Origin of the sequence: Variovorax sp. 679, from assembly GCF_003952185.1 — a bacterium.
In the GTDB taxonomy this organism is placed as follows: Bacteria; Pseudomonadota; Gammaproteobacteria; order Burkholderiales; family Burkholderiaceae_C; genus Variovorax.
Genome location: NZ_RXFS01000003.1, coordinates 340507 through 355178 on the forward strand (window position 1 = coordinate 340507; position 14672 = coordinate 355178).

The following is a 14672-nucleotide window of genomic DNA, read 5'->3' on the forward strand; positions in this document are numbered from 1 at the left end:
CGGCTTTGCCGGTCTTCAGGATATAACTTGTTCGAAAATCGGTGATTTTCGGCGTTCGGCGTCTAACGCCAGCGTAAGCAACTGATTCTAACCATGAACCAGTTCACGCCGCCAAGTGTCCAGGTCGGTGGATTCGAGCTTGCCCATTTTACGGGCCGCCACGGAGCCGTTCGCATTCAGGACCAGCGTGAAGGGCAGGCCACCGCCTGTGTTGCCCAGATTCTTGACCAGTTCCGTGCCCTGCAGGCCGGCCAGGCCGGTCGGATAGGTGACCGGCGTGCGCTGCAGGAACTTGCGCACGGCGCTGGGTTGATCGATGGCCAAGCCAACCACTTGCCAGCCGTTGGTGCCATTTTGACGGAAGAAGGCGTCGATCATCGGCATTTCCTCGACGCAGGGAGGGCACCAGGTCGCCCAGAAGTTGAGCAGCAGCGGTTTGCCGCGCAGGCTCGACAGGACGAGGTCACCACCTTCCGGACGCTCGAAGCTCTGGGCCCAGAAGGCCGCGTCGAGCATCTCTCCTCCACCCGCGCTACCGCTGCTACCGCGCTCCTTCCACCAGGCGCCGGCAAGCCCGGCGGCCGCAGCCGCTGCCGCCACGCCGGCATAGAGCATGCCGCGTCGGGTGGGCGAAGAAGTCATTCACTTGTCCTTTTCTCGTTCAATCAGTCTGCGCAATGCCGGCAGATCGCCGCGCGGCGTGCGCCCCTGGGCATCGGGCTTCAGGGCTCCGCGGAGGTCGTCGAGGTCGTACACCAGCAGGTGCACGCCAATTTCCTCGCCGAGCGCGCGGCTCGAGGCATGCACGCTCAGGGCCTCGACCTGCTCGCCATGAAAGCCGGTCACCATGCGCGGCTCGTAGTCCACGTGGTGATCGATCAGGGCGATCTCGGCCGATTTGGAATCGTCGCAGAACAACTGAATATAAATGTCTGACAGCCGGGTGGCCGTTCCATGCCACACGGCGCCGCCCACATGGGGGCGGAAGGCGGCCATGCGCTCCATCCATTCGAGCGCGAGCAAGCGCAATGCATGCAATTCCTGCGGCTGGGTGTCGGCGCAGAAAAGCTCGATGTATTCGCGCACCTCGGCCTCGACCTCGTCGTTGTTCGGCAGCGAGGTGCGCGTGGGAAGCCCCAGGTCGCGCAGGGCGCGGCGCTTGGCCGGCCCATATTCGAGCCCCTCCTCGACGACGAGGCGGGCTGCAGCAGCGGCGATTTCACGCTTGGACGTGTCCATCGGGGCATTTTGCCCGCAGTAGGCGCCCCTCACATGAACATCAGTACGGAGCGCGGGACAAACGCTCCGTCAACCCGAGGGGGCGGAGCATCGCTTCCCTAGAATCGACCGATGCACATTCATATCCTGGGTATCTGCGGTACGTTCATGGGCGGCGTGGCCGCCCTGGCGCGCGAAGCCGGCCACCGGGTCACGGGTTGCGACGCCGGCGTGTACCCCCCGATGAGCGACCAGCTGCGCGCCCTCGGCATCGACCTGATCGAAGGCTTCGGCGCCGACCAGCTTTCCCTGGCACCCGACATGTTCGTGGTCGGCAACGTGGTGTCCCGCGCCCGGCTGCCCGACGGGAGCCCCAAGTTCCCGCTGATGGAAGCCATCCTCGACGCCGGCAAGCCCTACACCAGCGGCCCGCAGTGGCTGGCCGAACACGTATTGCTGGGCCGCCATGTGCTGGCTGTGGCCGGCACGCACGGCAAGACGACGACTACCTCGATGCTCGCCTGGATCCTGGAAAAAGGCGGCAAGGCGCCCGGCTTCCTCGTGGGCGGCGTGCCGCTGGACTTCGGCGTCTCGGCCCGGCTGGGCGACGGCCCCGCCTTCGTGATCGAGGCCGACGAATACGACACCGCCTTCTTCGACAAGCGCAGCAAGTTCGTGCACTACCGGCCGCGCACTGCCGTGCTGAACAACCTCGAGTTCGATCACGCGGACATCTTCGACGACCTTGCCGCCATCGAGCGCCAGTTCCATCACCTCGTGCGCACCGTGCCGGGCACCGGACGGCTGGTGGTGAACGCCACCGAGGAAAGCCTGCAGCGCGTGCTGGCCCAGGGTTGCTGGAGCGAACTCGCGCGTTTCGGCGCGAATGGCGAATGGCAGGCGCGCGGCCCGCACGATGCCTTCGACGTGCTGCTGCGCGGCGAGGCGGTCGGCCGGGTCGAGTGGGAGCTCTCCGGTCTTCACAACCAGATGAACGCTCTGGCCGCCATCGCCGCGGCCGAGCATGTGGGCGTTGCGCCGGCCGAGGCGGCCCGCGCGCTCGGCAGCTTCCGCAATGTGCGCCGGCGCATGGAACTGCGCGGCACGGTCGAGCGCGACGGCGGCGCGATCACGGTCTACGACGACTTCGCCCACCACCCCACGGCAATCCGCACCACCCTCGACGGCCTGCGCAAGAAACTGGATGCCGCCGGCAAGAAAAGTGAGCGCATCCTCGCTGCCTTCGAGCCACGCAGCAACACGATGAAGCTGGGCGTCATGGCTGCGCAGCTGCCCTGGAGCCTGGAGTCGGCGGACCTGTCGTTCTGCCACACGGCCGGGCTCGACTGGGATGCCGCCGCGGCGCTCGCTCCGATGGGCGAGCGCGCGAAGGTCGCCGGAGCCATCGAGCCCCTGGTTCAACAGGTCGTCACCGCAGCCCGGCCGGGCGATCACATCGTCTGCATGAGCAATGGCGGCTTCGGCGGTGTGCACGACAAGCTGCTTGCGGCGCTGCGAACGGCGGCGGCATCATGACCGCCATGGCCCCCCTCGCACGTGCACGCGAGCTGATCGAAACCCTGAAGCTCCAGCCCCACCCGGAGGGCGGCTGGTACGGCGAGGTGTTCCGCTCGACCTCGAGCGTCACGCCCGCCGATGGCCGCGAATCGCGCAGCGCGCTGACCAGCATCTATTTCCTGCTCGAGGCGAACCAGCATTCGCGCTGGCACCGGGTGCTGTCCGACGAAGTCTGGGTGCACCTGGAAGGCGTGCCGCTTGCGCTGTGGACCTGCGACGCCGCGATGCGCACCGCGCCGGCCCATGTGCGCCTCGGCCCGGTCGACGCACACGGCACGCGCCCCCAGCACGTGGTGCCCGCCGGCCAGTGGCAGGCGGCGCGGCCGATCCAGAGCCACAGTTCGGGCGACTACACCCTGGTCGCCTGCATGGTCGGACCGGGCTTCGATTTCGCCGATTTCTCGATGGTGCCGCCCGACAGCGACGAAGCCGCGTCGATGCTGCACCACTGGCCCGACCTGGCCGGGATGCTCTGACCCGGCTCCAGCCTCAGCCCCGGCGTTGCTTGACCGCCTTCGAGAGCGTATCGAGCACCTGCACTGAATCGTCCCAGCCGATGCAGGCGTCGGTGATGCTCTTGCCGTATTCGAGGCCCGACAGCTGGTCCTTGCCCGGCGTGAACTTCTGGGCACCCGGCTGCAGGTGGCTTTCGACCATCACGCCGAACACGCGATTCGAGCCGTCGGCGATCTGCGCCGCGATGTCCCTCGCCACGTCGATCTGCTTCTGGTGCTGCTTGGAGCTGTTGGCGTGGCTACAGTCGACCATCAGCGTGGGCGGCAGCTTGGCGGCTTCGAGATCCTTGCACGCAGCTTCGACGCTGGCGGCGTCATAGTTCGGCGCCTTGCCGCCGCGCAGGATCACGTGGCAATCGCGGTTGCCGTTGGTCTGCACGATCGCGACCTGGCCGTTCTTGTGCACCGAGAGAAAGTGATGGCCGCGCGCCGCCGCCTGGATGGCGTCGGTGGCGATACGGATGTTGCCGTCGGTACCGTTCTTGAAGCCGATGGGCGCCGACAGGCCCGAAGCCAGTTCGCGGTGCACCTGGCTCTCGGTGGTGCGCGCGCCGATGGCGCCCCAGGAAATCAGGTCTCCGATGTACTGCGGCGAGATCACGTCGAGGAACTCGCTGCCCGCCGGCAAGCCGAGCCGGTTGATGTCGATCAGCAGCTGGCGCGCGATGCGCAGGCCTTCGTCGATGCGGAAGCTCTCGTCGAGGTACGGATCGTTGATCAGCCCCTTCCAGCCGACCGTGGTGCGCGGCTTCTCGAAGTACACGCGCATCACGATTTCCAGCGTGCCGGCGTATTTCTCGCGCTCGACCTTGAGGCGGCGGGCGTATTCGAGGGCGGCGGCAGGGTCGTGGATCGAGCAGGGCCCCATGATCACCAGCAGCCGGTCGTCCTTGCCGCCCATGATGTTGTGGATGTTGCGGCGGGTGCCTTCGATCAGGGTTTCAACGGGCGTGCCGCGGATCGGGAAAAAGCGGATCAGATGTTCGGGAGGGGGCAGCACGTTGATGTCCTTGATGCGTTCGTCGTCGGTCTTGCTGGTTTTTTCGACGCTCGCATACCAGCTGTCGCTGGCGGGGGCAGTGTTCGTGCTCATGGTTGCTTCCTTGTCTGTCGGGTTTGAGTGGATATCGCAGGGGCAAAAAAAAACCGCCGGGGCTCAGGGCACCGGCGGTTTTGGGAGGGTGTTCGTTTGCTTTACGCGCTCGCCTCTCGTCCGCCGGAAACCGGGAACCAAAAGTAGGCAAAGAAATAAGCGCGGAGGGCGGACATGTGGGCGGAATGTAGCACGGAAAGCAAAAACCCGGTCAAGCGACCGGGGCTGGCGTTGTTTACCGGTAGCCCGATTCGTTGGCGTTGTGGATGATCCAGATCAGGTTGCCGCTCGAGAAATCGCCCATCCCGCCACCCGCGAAGATCAGGCGCCCTTGGCCCTTGTAGGTCATCTCGAAACGGTGGCGGTCGCTGCCGAAATAGAAGGGAATGAAGGCCTTGCCCGTCACGTAGGCGCCCTGGTCGGTGGGCTGGCCCGCGAGGTCGGTGACCTGCCGGGCGCTCATGCCGATCTGCAGGCGTGCGAACTTGCTGTTGCGCGCCGGATTGCCGGTGATCTCGCCTTCGTAGCCATTCAGGCCCTTGACCGTCTTGCCGCTGCCAGCCTCGACCTTGGACGAATCGGTCACGTTGCCCTGGGCGTCCATGCCGGCCTTGGCACCGCCGCGCGCGGCGGGTGCCGGAGCGGCGGCCGCGGGCGCCGCCTCGGGCTGGCTGCCCGAGCCGCCGCGGGATGCGCAACCGGCAGTGGCCAGCGCCACTACGGCGGTCACAGCCCACAGCACGGCAGGCGAATTGATCCTGTTCCCCATCGAGATGCTCCTTGAACTTGTCGTTCGCAAAAGGAGCGCAGCTTAGCAACCGAAAGAAACAATCGACAAGTGCCGAAAGTCCTAAGCCGTTCCACCTACAGTCAGGCCGTCGATGCGCAGGGTGGGCTGGCCGACGCCGACCGGCACGCTCTGGCCTTCCTTGCCGCAGGTGCCGACGCCGGAGTCGAGCGCCATGTCGTTGCCGATCATGGTCACGCGGGTGAGCGCGTCGGGGCCGTTGCCCACGATGGTCGCACCCTTCACCGGGTACTGGATCTTGCCGTTCTCGACCCAATAGGCCTCGCTGGCCGAGAACACGAACTTGCCGCTCGTGATGTCGACCTGTCCGCCGCCGAAGTTGGTGGCGTAGAGGCCCTTCTTGATGCTGGCGACGATTTCCTCCGGCTGCTTGTCGCCGCCGAGCATGTAGGTGTTGGTCATGCGCGGCATCGGCACGTGCGCGTAACTCTCGCGGCGGCCGTTGCCGGTGGGCTTGACCTTCATGAGGCGCGCATTGAGCGCGTCCTGGATGTAGCCCTTGAGGATGCCGTCCTCGATCAGCACGTTGCGCTGGCTGGCGTTGCCCTCGTCGTCGACGTTGAGCGAGCCGCGGCGGTCGGCGATGGTGCCGTCGTCGAGCACCGTCACGCCCTTGGCCGCCACGCGCTGGCCGATGCGGCCCGAGAACGCGCTCGAGCCCTTGCGATTGAAGTCACCCTCGAGCCCGTGGCCGATGGCTTCGTGCAACAGGATACCGGGCCAGCCGGAGCCGAGCACCACGGTCATTTCGCCTGCCGGCGCCGGACGTGCGTCGAGGTTGGTCAGGGCGGCCTTCACGGCGTGGTCGACGTATTCGGCGATCTGCTCGTCCGTGAAATAGGCCAGGCCGAAGCGCCCACCGCCACCGCCGGAGCCGATTTCGCGGCGGCCGTTCTGCTCGGCGATCACGGTGACCGACAGGCGCACCAGGGGCCGCACGTCGGCGGCCAGCGTGCCGTCTGCCCGAGCCACGAGCACCACGTCGTACTCGCTGGCCAGGCCCGCCATCACCTGCGCCACGCGCGGGTCGCGCGAGCGGGCGAGCTTCTCGACCTTCTCGAGCAGCTTCACCTTGGCGGTGCTGTCGAGCGTGGAAATGGGGTCGATGCCCTGGTAGAGCGAGCGGCTGGAGGCGATCTTGCGCGCCGCCGTCTTCACGCGGCCGGTGCGGCCGGCGGAGGAAATCGAGCGAACGGTGCGTGCCGCATCGAGCAGCGAGGCCTCTGAAATGTCGTCCGAATAGGCAAAGGCGGTTTTCTCGCCGCTGACCGCGCGCACGCCGACACCCTGGTCGATGCTGAAGCTGCCGGTCTTGACGATGCCCTCCTCGAGGCTCCAGCCCTCGCTGCGGGTGTACTGGAAATACAGGTCGGCGTCGTCCACCCGGTGTGCGGTGATCTCGGCCAGGGCCTTGCTCAGGTGCGATTCGTCGAGGCCGAACGGCGTGAGAAGGAGCTGTTGCGCCGTGGCGAGGCGCTCGATGGTGGGTTCGCGGGAGATCATGATCGCCATTCTAGGCAGCCGCCCTCTTCCGCGCTGCCCCGAAGGGCACTCGGGCGCTAGTTCTGGGCGAGCTTCCTCGCCCTGGCGATCGACATCAGGATGCCCAGCCCCAGCCCCAGCGTCACCATCGCGGTGCCGCCATAGCTGATGAATGGCAGCGGCACGCCCACCACCGGCAGGATGCCGCTCACCATGCCCATGTTCACGAAGGCGTAGGTGAAGAAGATCATCGTCACCGCCCCCGCCAGCAGGCGCGAGAACAGGGTTCCCGCATTGGCCGCAATGACCAGCCCCCGGAAGATCAGCAGGATGAAGGCCGAGATCAGCGCCAGGTTGCCCATGAGCCCGAATTCCTCGGAATAGGCGGCAAAGATGAAGTCGGTGGTGCGCTCGGGAATGAATTCGAGGTGCGTCTGCGTGCCCTGCATGAAGCCCTTGCCGCCCACCCCGCCCGAACCGATGGCGATCATCCCCTGGATGATGTGGAAGCCCTTGCCCAGCGGATCCTTGGTCGGGTCGAGCAGCGTGCACACGCGCTGCTTCTGGTAGTCGTGCAGCACGCGCCAGTCGACCCCGTCGGCACACAGCCTCGACTCGAAACTCACGATCAGCGTGATGGCCACGGCGCCGATCACCACCGGCGGCACGATCAGCTTCCACGGCAGCCCCGCGAAGAAGATCACCGACAGCCCCGCCGCCAGCACCAGCAGCGAGGTGCCCAGGTCGGGCTGCTTCATGATGAGCCCCACCGGCACAGCCAGCAGCATCGTCGCCACCACGAAGTCGAGCGGCCGCAACTGGCCTTCGCGCCGCTGGAACCACCAGGCCAGCATCAGCGGCATGGCGATCTTCAGGATTTCGCTGGGCTGGATGACCACGCCCACGTTGATCCAGCGCTGGGCGCCCTTCTTGGTGATGCCGAACAGCGCCACCGCCACCAGCAGCGCCACGCCCATCGTGTAGAGCGGCACCGCGGCCAGCATCAGCCGCTGCGGCGGCACCTGCGCCACCACGAACATGATGAAACCGGCCAGCAGCATGTTGCGGCCATGGTCGACGAAACGGGTTCCGTGGTCGTAACCCGAGGAATACATGGTCAGCAGCCCGGCGAAGGCGAGCAGCAGGACGGCAAAGGCCAGGAAGCCGTCGAAGCCCTGGAAGATGGGCGCAATTCGACGCGCCAGGGAGGGCTGATTGAACACGGCGGACATGGAGGCGGATTATCCCAGCCCCGCCAACCGCCTCAATCGAATTCGAGCTGAACGACCGTGCGCCCGGGTCGGCTTTCGACCGTCAACCGGGCCCCGATGGCCCCCGAGCGCTCCGACAGCGACCGCGGCATGTGCTTGGCGGTGTCGAAGCCCTTGCCGTTGTCGATCACCCGCAGCTGCACCGTCTTGCCCTGCATGCCGGCCTCGAAGCGAAGCACGGTGGCCTCGGCGTGCTGCAGCACGTTGGAGATGGCCTCGAACAGCAGGAACTGCAGCTGCCGCATGCCGTGCGCGTCGAGCCCGGCCACCGGCTCCACCTCGTCCACAGCCCATTCGAACTCGATGCCGGCGGACGCCAGGCGGGGTTCCAGCCGGTAGCGCGCGGCCGCGAGCAGCGCCCCCACGTCGCCCGGCGGCAGGTGGATGGAATCGATCTGCAGCTTGAGCTGGTCCAGCGAGTCGCGCAGCGTGCGCAGCAGGTCGCCCGAGCTGCTCTGGCCCGACTGAAGCTGGCGGATCGCCGAACTGATGTGCGAGCCCACGCCGTCGTGCATCTCGCGCAGGATGCGTTCGCGCTCGTGGGTGCGTGCCTGGACCTGCGCCGCGGCCTCCAGCTCGGCATAGGTGGCTGCCAGCTCGCGCTCGCGCTGGGCCACCCGCTCGGCCAGGGCCGCGACGGAGCCCCGCGCCTCCACGGTCGCCGCGCGGAAGCGCCGCAACACGATCAGGAGCAGCACCGCGCCGAAGAACACCGACGAATAGCGCACCCAGGTGGTCTCGCCGTAAGCGTCGCTCAGGCGGATCACAAGCCAGTCGCGCGCGCCGAAGGCCACGGTGACCAGTGCCGCGCCGGCCATCAGCAGGCGGTCGTCGCTCGGGCTGCGCAGCGTGGCGACGGCGAAAGCGCCGACGAAGGCGGCGACGAACACGAGCTCGACGGCGAGCCAGCCGGTGAACCACGCCGGCTCGTCCCGCTGCAGCGACAGCGCGCTGAACAGCACCGTTCCGGCCACGATGCCCGCCACCGACCAGCGCACCCAGAGGTAGCGCCGCTCGTTCGCCCAACCCGCGAGGTGGCAGACGAACATCATGGAGGCAGCCACCCAGCCGGCATAGCAGGCAGCCATCAGCACGCCCCACGACCCCCAGGACAACGGCGGCTCGGCGACCAGCCCGTCGGCCATGCGCGCCGCCCAGAAGAATGCCGCCAGCGCGGCCCAGAAGTAGATGCCCACGCGCCGCTGCACGCCGCCGGCGTCGACATCGAGCTGCGTGAGCCACAGTGCCAGCGCAATGCCGCCGACGATCAGGCTGAAGGCCATCAGCAGCACCGAGCCGGTGAAACGCCATGCGTTGGCGCTCTCGAAGAGCTCATTGCGCACCACCGCGGCCGGTCCGATGACCACCTGCGACAGCCCCGCGAGGCGGGCGGTGTCGGCGTGCAGGCGGATCTGCAGCAGGTTGTCGCCCTTGCGCAGCAGCTTGCCGGGCACGGGCACGTAGATGGGCGCCTTGGCGTAGTCGGCGCCGTTGCCGCGCGTCAGGTCGCCGTAGACCTGCAGCAGCGCGTCGTTGAGCTGCACCTCGAAGACGTTGCCGGCGCGCGGGATGAAGATGCCCCACGGCGTCTCGGGCTCGGCTTCGAGCGTGAACGGCAGGTCGAAGCTGGCTTCGCCGGGCCGCCCGCCGTGCTGGCGATCCCAATGGTAGGAAAGCTCGACCGGCCCGGTGCGCGTGACGCCGTCGACGGTGGTCGTCACGGTGCCCTGCCGCAGCTCGATCGGCGCCTCGGAAACGGCGGCCGCGCCGGAAACGCCTGCGATGCCCATCAGGAGCATCGCCAGCCACGGCATCACCAGCGACACCCAGTTCTGTCGCATCTGCGCTCAGCCCGGATGAGACAACAGGCCGAGACGCGTCGCCTCGAAGACCGCTTCGCTCTTGGAATGCACGGCGAGCTTTCCGTAGAGGTTCTTGATGTGGGTCTGCACCGTGTGCACGCTCAGGCCCTTGAGCCGGGCGATCTCCGCATAGGAAAAACCGCGCGCGATCAGCGTCAGCACCTCGTGCTCGCGCGCCGACAGCAGGCCGCGGTCGGCTTCTTCCGCGGCCGCCTCGGGCGTTGCGCCCGGCGTCGTGCCGGGGGGCGCCGCCGTCTGCAGGCTGCGGTACTTCGCGAGCACGCGCCGCGCGATCATGGGCGAGATCGGCGAGGCGCCGGCCTTCATCTCGACGATGGTCTGCGCGATGTCCTCCGGCGCGGCGTCCTTGTGGATGTAGCCCACGGCGCCCGCCTCGATGCTGGCGAGAACGTTTTCCTCGTCGCCGAATACCGAAACGACGAGCGGCTCGCAGCCGGGAAAGCGCGACACGGCGTCGCGGATCACGTCGAGGCCCGTGCCGTCCGGCATGCCGAGGTCGACCAGGAGCACGTCGGGAATGGTGGTGGTACGAGACAGCCAGCCCAGCGCTTCCTGCACGGTGCCCGCGCTGCCGAGCCAGAAAAGGCGGGGGCTGCGCTGCACGCTTGCCTCGAAAAAGGCGCGCGCGCGGCTATCGTCTTCGACGACGAGCACACCCCAGCGGCGTAGCGTCGCGTCGTCCTGAGCCTCAATGTTCATCCTCCGAGCATAAGCCTCGGCGAGCATGGGGAATCCATGTGCACATCCCTCGTTCATGGGATATGTGCGAGCGCGGGCTTGCCTGAAACTCTGGCCGCTTTTTTCCGGGCGGTTTCTCCCCTGTCCGCGCGGACGAAGTAACCGGAACGTAGGCGGTTCGCACGGCGCGCGAACGAAGTCTGAATACTTTCGAATTCCAGATACGTGACGCGCCCCGAACCGGGGCACATGGAATGCCGGTGCACCCCGGGGACTCGGTGGGCCGCGGCTCCATCGAAGAACCCGCCCAGCCGGGTTTTTGTATGTTGGAGGCGGCCTCGCGAGAACAGACCTCATGCAGAATTACCCGTTCCCGGCAAGCGAGGTGCGGCCGCCGCACCTCCCGTCTTTTCCTCGCATGGATCCGCAAACAACCCACCTGCTCTACCTGCACGGCTTCCGCTCTTCGCCTCGCTCGACCAAGGCCCGGATCGTCGCGGACCGCGTCGCACGGCGTCATCCGAACCTGCAGTGGTGGTGTCCGCAGCTGCCGCCGTCGCCGCACGACGCCATCGACATGGTGATGAAGGGCATCGCGCACTGGCCGCGCAAGTCGATGGCGGTGGTGGGTTCCTCGCTCGGCGGCTACTACGCCACCTACGTCGCCGGCATGACGCGCTGCCGCGCGGTGCTGCTCAATCCGGCCGTGCACCCTGCGCGCGATCTCATGCGCTACATCGGCGACCAGACCGCCTGGCACGACCCGGCCGAGCATTTCTATTTCCGTCCCGAGTACATCCACGAGCTTCGCGCGATGGAAGTCGGCCCGCTCACGCGGCCCGAGCGCGTGTTCGCCATCATCGCTAAGGGCGACGAGGCGCTCGACTGGCACGAGATGTCCGCGCGCTACCCCGACAGCAACATCAAGCTGCTCGAAGGCGGCGACCATGCTCTTTCCGATTTCGAGAAGGCCCATCTCGACGACGTGATGGCCTTCATCAACCCCATCTAGGCACACCCCCAGGCTTCGCGCACTTCGTGTCGCTGCGCCGCCCCCTCGCAGGGGGCGACACCTGCGGCCCGGCAAAGCCGGTTCCGCGGCGTCCCTTGAATGGGAGCGCGCCGGTTTCTGCGTGGGACAATCGAGGGATGTTTGTATTGTTTGAAGAAGCCGGCAAGTACCTCGGCGGCCGCGTGCTGTCGGAGGCCGAAGCGTCGGCACAGGTCGAGCTCGACACCGGCAAGCGCGTCAAGGTCAAGGGCGCCAACATCGTTCTGCGCTTCGAGAAACCGTCGCCCGCCGACTTGATCGCCGAGGGCCGCTCGCTCGCCGCCGCCATGGATCTCGACCTCACCTGGGAATTCGCGCCCGAGGGCGAATTCGCCTTTGCCGAGCTGGCCGCTGAATATTTCAGCGAAAAGCCCTCGCTCGCCCAGCAGGCAGCCGCCCTGTTCGCGCTGTTCGAGGCACCGCACTACTTCCGGCGCGCCGGCAAGGGGCGCTTCAAGAAGGCGCCGGCCGAGATCGTGCAGCAGGCGCTGGCCGCCATCGAGAAGAAGAAGGCCGTCCTGGCGCAGATCGCCGAGTGGGCCGCTCAGCTGGCCGAAGGCGTGTGCCCTGCGCCCGTCCGCGAGCAGCTCTACAAGATTCTCTTCCGCCCCGACAAGAACGCCCCCGAGTACAAGGCCGTGGTCGAGGCCGCGCGCGCCACGCAGCGCCCGCCGCTCGACCTGCTGGAGCGCGCCGGTGCCATCGATTCGCCCTACCAGTTCCACTGGCGGCGTTTCCTGTTCGAGAACTTCCCCAAGGGCACGGGCTTCCCCGCGCTCGCGGCGCCCGCCATCGCGGACGACCTGCCGCTGGCCGCCGGCGTGCAAGCCTTCTCCATCGACGACTCGCAGACCACGGAAATCGACGACGCGCTTTCCGTGCAGGGCCTGGGCACGGGCACCGTCACGGTCGGCATCCACATCGCCGCGCCGGCCCTGGCGCTCACGCCGGGCAGCGCCATCGACAACGTGGCGCGCGCGCGTATGTCGACGGTCTACATGCCGGGCTACAAGATCACGATGTTGCCCGACGAGGTGGTCGACACCTACACGCTGCTAGAAGGCGGCGACCGCCCGGCGGTGTCGCTCTACGCGCGCTTCGACGAAGCCACGCTGGAACTGCAGGGCACCGAGACGAAACTGGAGCGCGTGCCCATCGTCGCCAACCTGCGCCATGACCAGCTCGACACCGTCGTCACGCAGCAGTGGCTCGAAGATGCATCCTTCCAGGCTGAAGGCACGCCCGAGGCCGCAGCCAGCATGCGCGCCCCACTCTCCTTCCTGTTCCGCCTTGCGAAGCAGCTGAAGGCCCAGCGCGAGGTGGTGCGCGGCAAGCCGGAGAACTTCAACCGGCCCGACTACAACTTCCGCCTCGTCGGCAACGACGGCGCCGAACCCACCGGCGGCGAACAGGTGCAGATCAGCACGCGCCAGCGCGGCGCGCCGCTCGACCTGATCGTGTCCGAGGCGATGATCCTGGCCAACAGCAGCTGGGGCGGCTGGCTCGGCGAACTCGGCGTGCCAGGGCTCTACCGCAGCCAGGCCAGCCTGGCGCCCGGCATCAAGGTGCGAATGGGCACGCGCCCGCTGCCGCACGCCGGCCTGGGCGTGAAGAGCTACGCCTGGAGCACCTCGCCGCTGCGCCGCTACACCGACCTGGTGAACCAGTGGCAGATCATCGCCGCCGCGCGCCACGGCAAGACCGCCGCATTGGCCGCCCCCTTCAAGCCGAAGGATGCCGACCTGTTCTCGATCCTCTCGGGCTTCGACGCGGCCTATGCCGCGTACAACGCCTACCAGGGCGGCATGGAGCGCTTCTGGACGCTGAAGTACCTGCAACAGCAGGGCATCGCCGAACTGGAAGCCACCGTCATCAAGGACCTGCCCAACGGCGCGCTGGTTCGCGCCGATGCGCTGCCGCTGGTGTTCCCCGTGGCTGGTCAGCAGGAGCGCGGCGCGCGCCTGCGCGTGAAGCTCGGCGAGATCGACGAGATCGCCCTCGACGTGAGCGGCACCGTGCTCGAGCGCCTCGATGCGCCCAAGACCGGCGCGGCCGACGGCCAGGAGGGCGACGAGGAGGAAGAGGAAGTGGTTGCGGGCCCGATCGCCATTGCCGTCGACCTGAACGACAGCGAGGCCGCGCCCGAGGAAAACACGCCAGCATGAAACCCGGCGGATCGTCGTCCGGAGAAATGATGCGGCCCCTGGAGGAGTTTCGAGAATGAACTTCAAGGACCTCAGCACGCTGCAGATTGCACTGGGCGTGTCGGTCATTGCGCACGCCGCGCTGCTCGCGGTGCGCTTCGTCGATCCCGAGTCGTTCAACAAGGTCTTCAGCGACACGCCGCTCGAAGTGATCCTGGTCAACAGCAAGACCAACGACAAGCCCGACCCCGCTGCCCGTCTGCGCGCACAGACCTCGCTCGCGGGCGGCGGCGACCTCGACAAGGGCCGCGCGACCAGCCCGCTGCCGCCGTCGAGCTTCACCACCGTCGGCGATTCCTTCGAGGATGCGCAGCGCAAGGTCGATGCGATGCAGGCCGAGCAGATGCAGATGCTCACCCAGCTCAAGCGCGACCTGGCCGCCATGCCTGCGCCCGATCCGCGCAACCCCGGCGACCCGACCGAGGCCACGGCGCAGGAAGAAAAGCGCCGCCAGATGATCAACCTGCTCGCCGAGATCGAGCGGCGCGTGAACGAGGAGAACGCCCGCCCGAAGAAGCGCTTCCTGAGCCCCTTCACGCGCGAGGCCGCCTTCGCCAGCTACGTGGATTCGCTGCGCCGCCGGGTGGAAGCGCAGGGCACCGCCAATTTCCCGACGCTTGCCGGCAAGAAGCTCTACGGCGAACTCACGATGACCATCACGGTCAACTTCGACGGCCGGCTGCTCTCGACGGTGGTCGACGAAAGCTCGGGCGTTCCGGTACTCGACAAGCGCGCCCAGGCCATCGTGGCCAGCGTGGGCAACTTCGGCACCTTCACCGACGCGATGCGCAAGGAGCACGCCGACCAGATCGTGATCCGGCCGCACTTCCGCTTCGCGCACGACGGATCGGTCGAACTCTCATCGCAGTAGACGGAAGACAAGAGGCAGAC

At 67.3% G+C, this 14672-nt stretch carries 13 protein-coding genes; 5 read left to right on the plus strand and 8 right to left on the minus strand.

The window, feature by feature from the left end; translation table 11 throughout:
• Window positions 1-87: 87 nt before the first annotated feature.
• Both EJO71_RS08920 and EJO71_RS08925 read right to left on the minus strand, forming a co-directional pair.
• Entirely contained in the window at window positions 88-642 is a 555-nt protein-coding gene (locus EJO71_RS08920; protein ID WP_125948338.1) for a TlpA disulfide reductase family protein, read from the minus strand.
• Window positions 643-1239, minus strand: coding sequence for a hypothetical protein (locus EJO71_RS08925; protein WP_125948337.1), 597 nt, complete (start codon window positions 1237-1239; stop codon window positions 643-645).
• Between the two features lie 111 nt (window positions 1240-1350).
• Between EJO71_RS08925 and mpl the strand changes: the two genes are divergently transcribed.
• Window positions 1351-2754: a UDP-N-acetylmuramate:L-alanyl-gamma-D-glutamyl-meso-diaminopimelate ligase gene (mpl, locus tag EJO71_RS08930; protein WP_125948336.1), complete on the plus strand. Its 1404-nt coding sequence runs from the start codon at window positions 1351-1353 to the stop codon at window positions 2752-2754.
• Window positions 2751-3272 (plus strand): cupin domain-containing protein, encoded by a 522-nt coding sequence (locus EJO71_RS08935; RefSeq protein WP_125948335.1) that lies wholly within the window; start codon window positions 2751-2753, stop codon window positions 3270-3272. The genes mpl and EJO71_RS08935 overlap by 4 nt, the downstream gene beginning before the upstream one ends.
• A gap of 13 nt (window positions 3273-3285) precedes the next feature.
• On the opposite strand, the gene EJO71_RS08940 is transcribed toward EJO71_RS08935, so the two are convergent.
• From EJO71_RS08940 to EJO71_RS08965, 6 genes are all read right to left on the minus strand, one after another.
• A complete protein-coding gene (locus EJO71_RS08940; protein ID WP_125948334.1) occupies window positions 3286-4404 on the minus strand; it encodes a 3-deoxy-7-phosphoheptulonate synthase in 1119 nt (372 codons plus the stop codon).
• Between the two features lie 235 nt (window positions 4405-4639).
• A complete protein-coding gene (locus tag EJO71_RS08945; protein WP_125948333.1) occupies window positions 4640-5173 on the minus strand; it encodes a hypothetical protein in 534 nt (177 codons plus the stop codon).
• Between the two features lie 81 nt (window positions 5174-5254).
• Window positions 5255-6715 carry a metalloprotease TldD gene (tldD, locus tag EJO71_RS08950; RefSeq protein ID WP_125948332.1) on the minus strand — a complete coding sequence of 487 codons (1461 nt, stop codon included), beginning with the start codon at window positions 6713-6715 and terminating at the stop codon, window positions 5255-5257.
• 56 nt (window positions 6716-6771) lie between these two features.
• On the minus strand, window positions 6772-7926 hold the full coding sequence (rodA, locus tag EJO71_RS08955; protein ID WP_125948331.1) for a rod shape-determining protein RodA: 1155 nt from the start codon (window positions 7924-7926) through the stop codon (window positions 6772-6774).
• Between the two features lie 32 nt (window positions 7927-7958).
• On the minus strand, window positions 7959-9806 hold the full coding sequence (locus EJO71_RS08960) for a histidine kinase (RefSeq protein WP_125948330.1): 1848 nt from the start codon (window positions 9804-9806) through the stop codon (window positions 7959-7961).
• 6 nt (window positions 9807-9812) lie between these two features.
• Window positions 9813-10574 (minus strand): response regulator transcription factor, encoded by a 762-nt coding sequence (locus tag EJO71_RS08965; protein WP_125948329.1) that lies wholly within the window; start codon window positions 10572-10574, stop codon window positions 9813-9815.
• A gap of 370 nt (window positions 10575-10944) precedes the next feature.
• On the opposite strand from EJO71_RS08965, the gene EJO71_RS08970 reads away from it, so the two are divergent.
• The 3 genes from EJO71_RS08970 to EJO71_RS08980 all read left to right on the plus strand — a co-directional run bounded on the left by EJO71_RS08970 (window position 10945) and on the right by EJO71_RS08980 (window position 14652).
• Window positions 10945-11538, plus strand: coding sequence for a YqiA/YcfP family alpha/beta fold hydrolase (locus tag EJO71_RS08970; protein ID WP_125948328.1), 594 nt, complete (start codon window positions 10945-10947; stop codon window positions 11536-11538).
• A 137-nt stretch (window positions 11539-11675) separates the two neighbouring features.
• Window positions 11676-13742, plus strand: a complete 2067-nt coding sequence (locus tag EJO71_RS08975; protein ID WP_125948327.1) for a ribonuclease catalytic domain-containing protein — start codon at window positions 11676-11678, stop codon at window positions 13740-13742.
• 55 nt (window positions 13743-13797) lie between these two features.
• A complete protein-coding gene (locus EJO71_RS08980) occupies window positions 13798-14652 on the plus strand; it encodes an energy transducer TonB (RefSeq protein ID WP_125948326.1) in 855 nt (284 codons plus the stop codon).
• The last annotated feature ends 20 nt before the right edge of the window (window positions 14653-14672 follow it).

What these genes read in the sequence shown, in the direction of transcription:
- tldD (WP_125948332.1), bottom strand. Translation starts at nt 6,715, where the DNA reads ATGATCTCCCGCGAACCCACCATCGAGCGCCTCGCCACGGCGCAACAG.
- EJO71_RS08970 (WP_125948328.1), top strand. Translation starts at nt 10,945, where the DNA reads ATGGATCCGCAAACAACCCACCTGCTCTACCTGCACGGCTTCCGCTCT.
- EJO71_RS08940 (WP_125948334.1), bottom strand. Translation starts at nt 4,404, where the DNA reads ATGAGCACGAACACTGCCCCCGCCAGCGACAGCTGGTATGCGAGCGTC.
- EJO71_RS08945 (WP_125948333.1), bottom strand. Translation starts at nt 5,173, where the DNA reads ATGGGGAACAGGATCAATTCGCCTGCCGTGCTGTGGGCTGTGACCGCC.
- EJO71_RS08965 (WP_125948329.1), bottom strand. Translation starts at nt 10,574, where the DNA reads ATGCTCGCCGAGGCTTATGCTCGGAGGATGAACATTGAGGCTCAGGAC.
- EJO71_RS08975 (WP_125948327.1), top strand. Translation starts at nt 11,676, where the DNA reads ATGTTTGTATTGTTTGAAGAAGCCGGCAAGTACCTCGGCGGCCGCGTG.
- mpl (WP_125948336.1), top strand. Translation starts at nt 1,351, where the DNA reads ATGCACATTCATATCCTGGGTATCTGCGGTACGTTCATGGGCGGCGTG.
- EJO71_RS08980 (WP_125948326.1), top strand. Translation starts at nt 13,798, where the DNA reads ATGAACTTCAAGGACCTCAGCACGCTGCAGATTGCACTGGGCGTGTCG.
- EJO71_RS08935 (WP_125948335.1), top strand. Translation starts at nt 2,751, where the DNA reads ATGACCGCCATGGCCCCCCTCGCACGTGCACGCGAGCTGATCGAAACC.
- rodA (WP_125948331.1), bottom strand. Translation starts at nt 7,926, where the DNA reads ATGTCCGCCGTGTTCAATCAGCCCTCCCTGGCGCGTCGAATTGCGCCC.
- EJO71_RS08960 (WP_125948330.1), bottom strand. Translation starts at nt 9,806, where the DNA reads ATGCGACAGAACTGGGTGTCGCTGGTGATGCCGTGGCTGGCGATGCTC.
- EJO71_RS08925 (WP_125948337.1), bottom strand. Translation starts at nt 1,239, where the DNA reads ATGGACACGTCCAAGCGTGAAATCGCCGCTGCTGCAGCCCGCCTCGTC.
- EJO71_RS08920 (WP_125948338.1), bottom strand. Translation starts at nt 642, where the DNA reads ATGACTTCTTCGCCCACCCGACGCGGCATGCTCTATGCCGGCGTGGCG.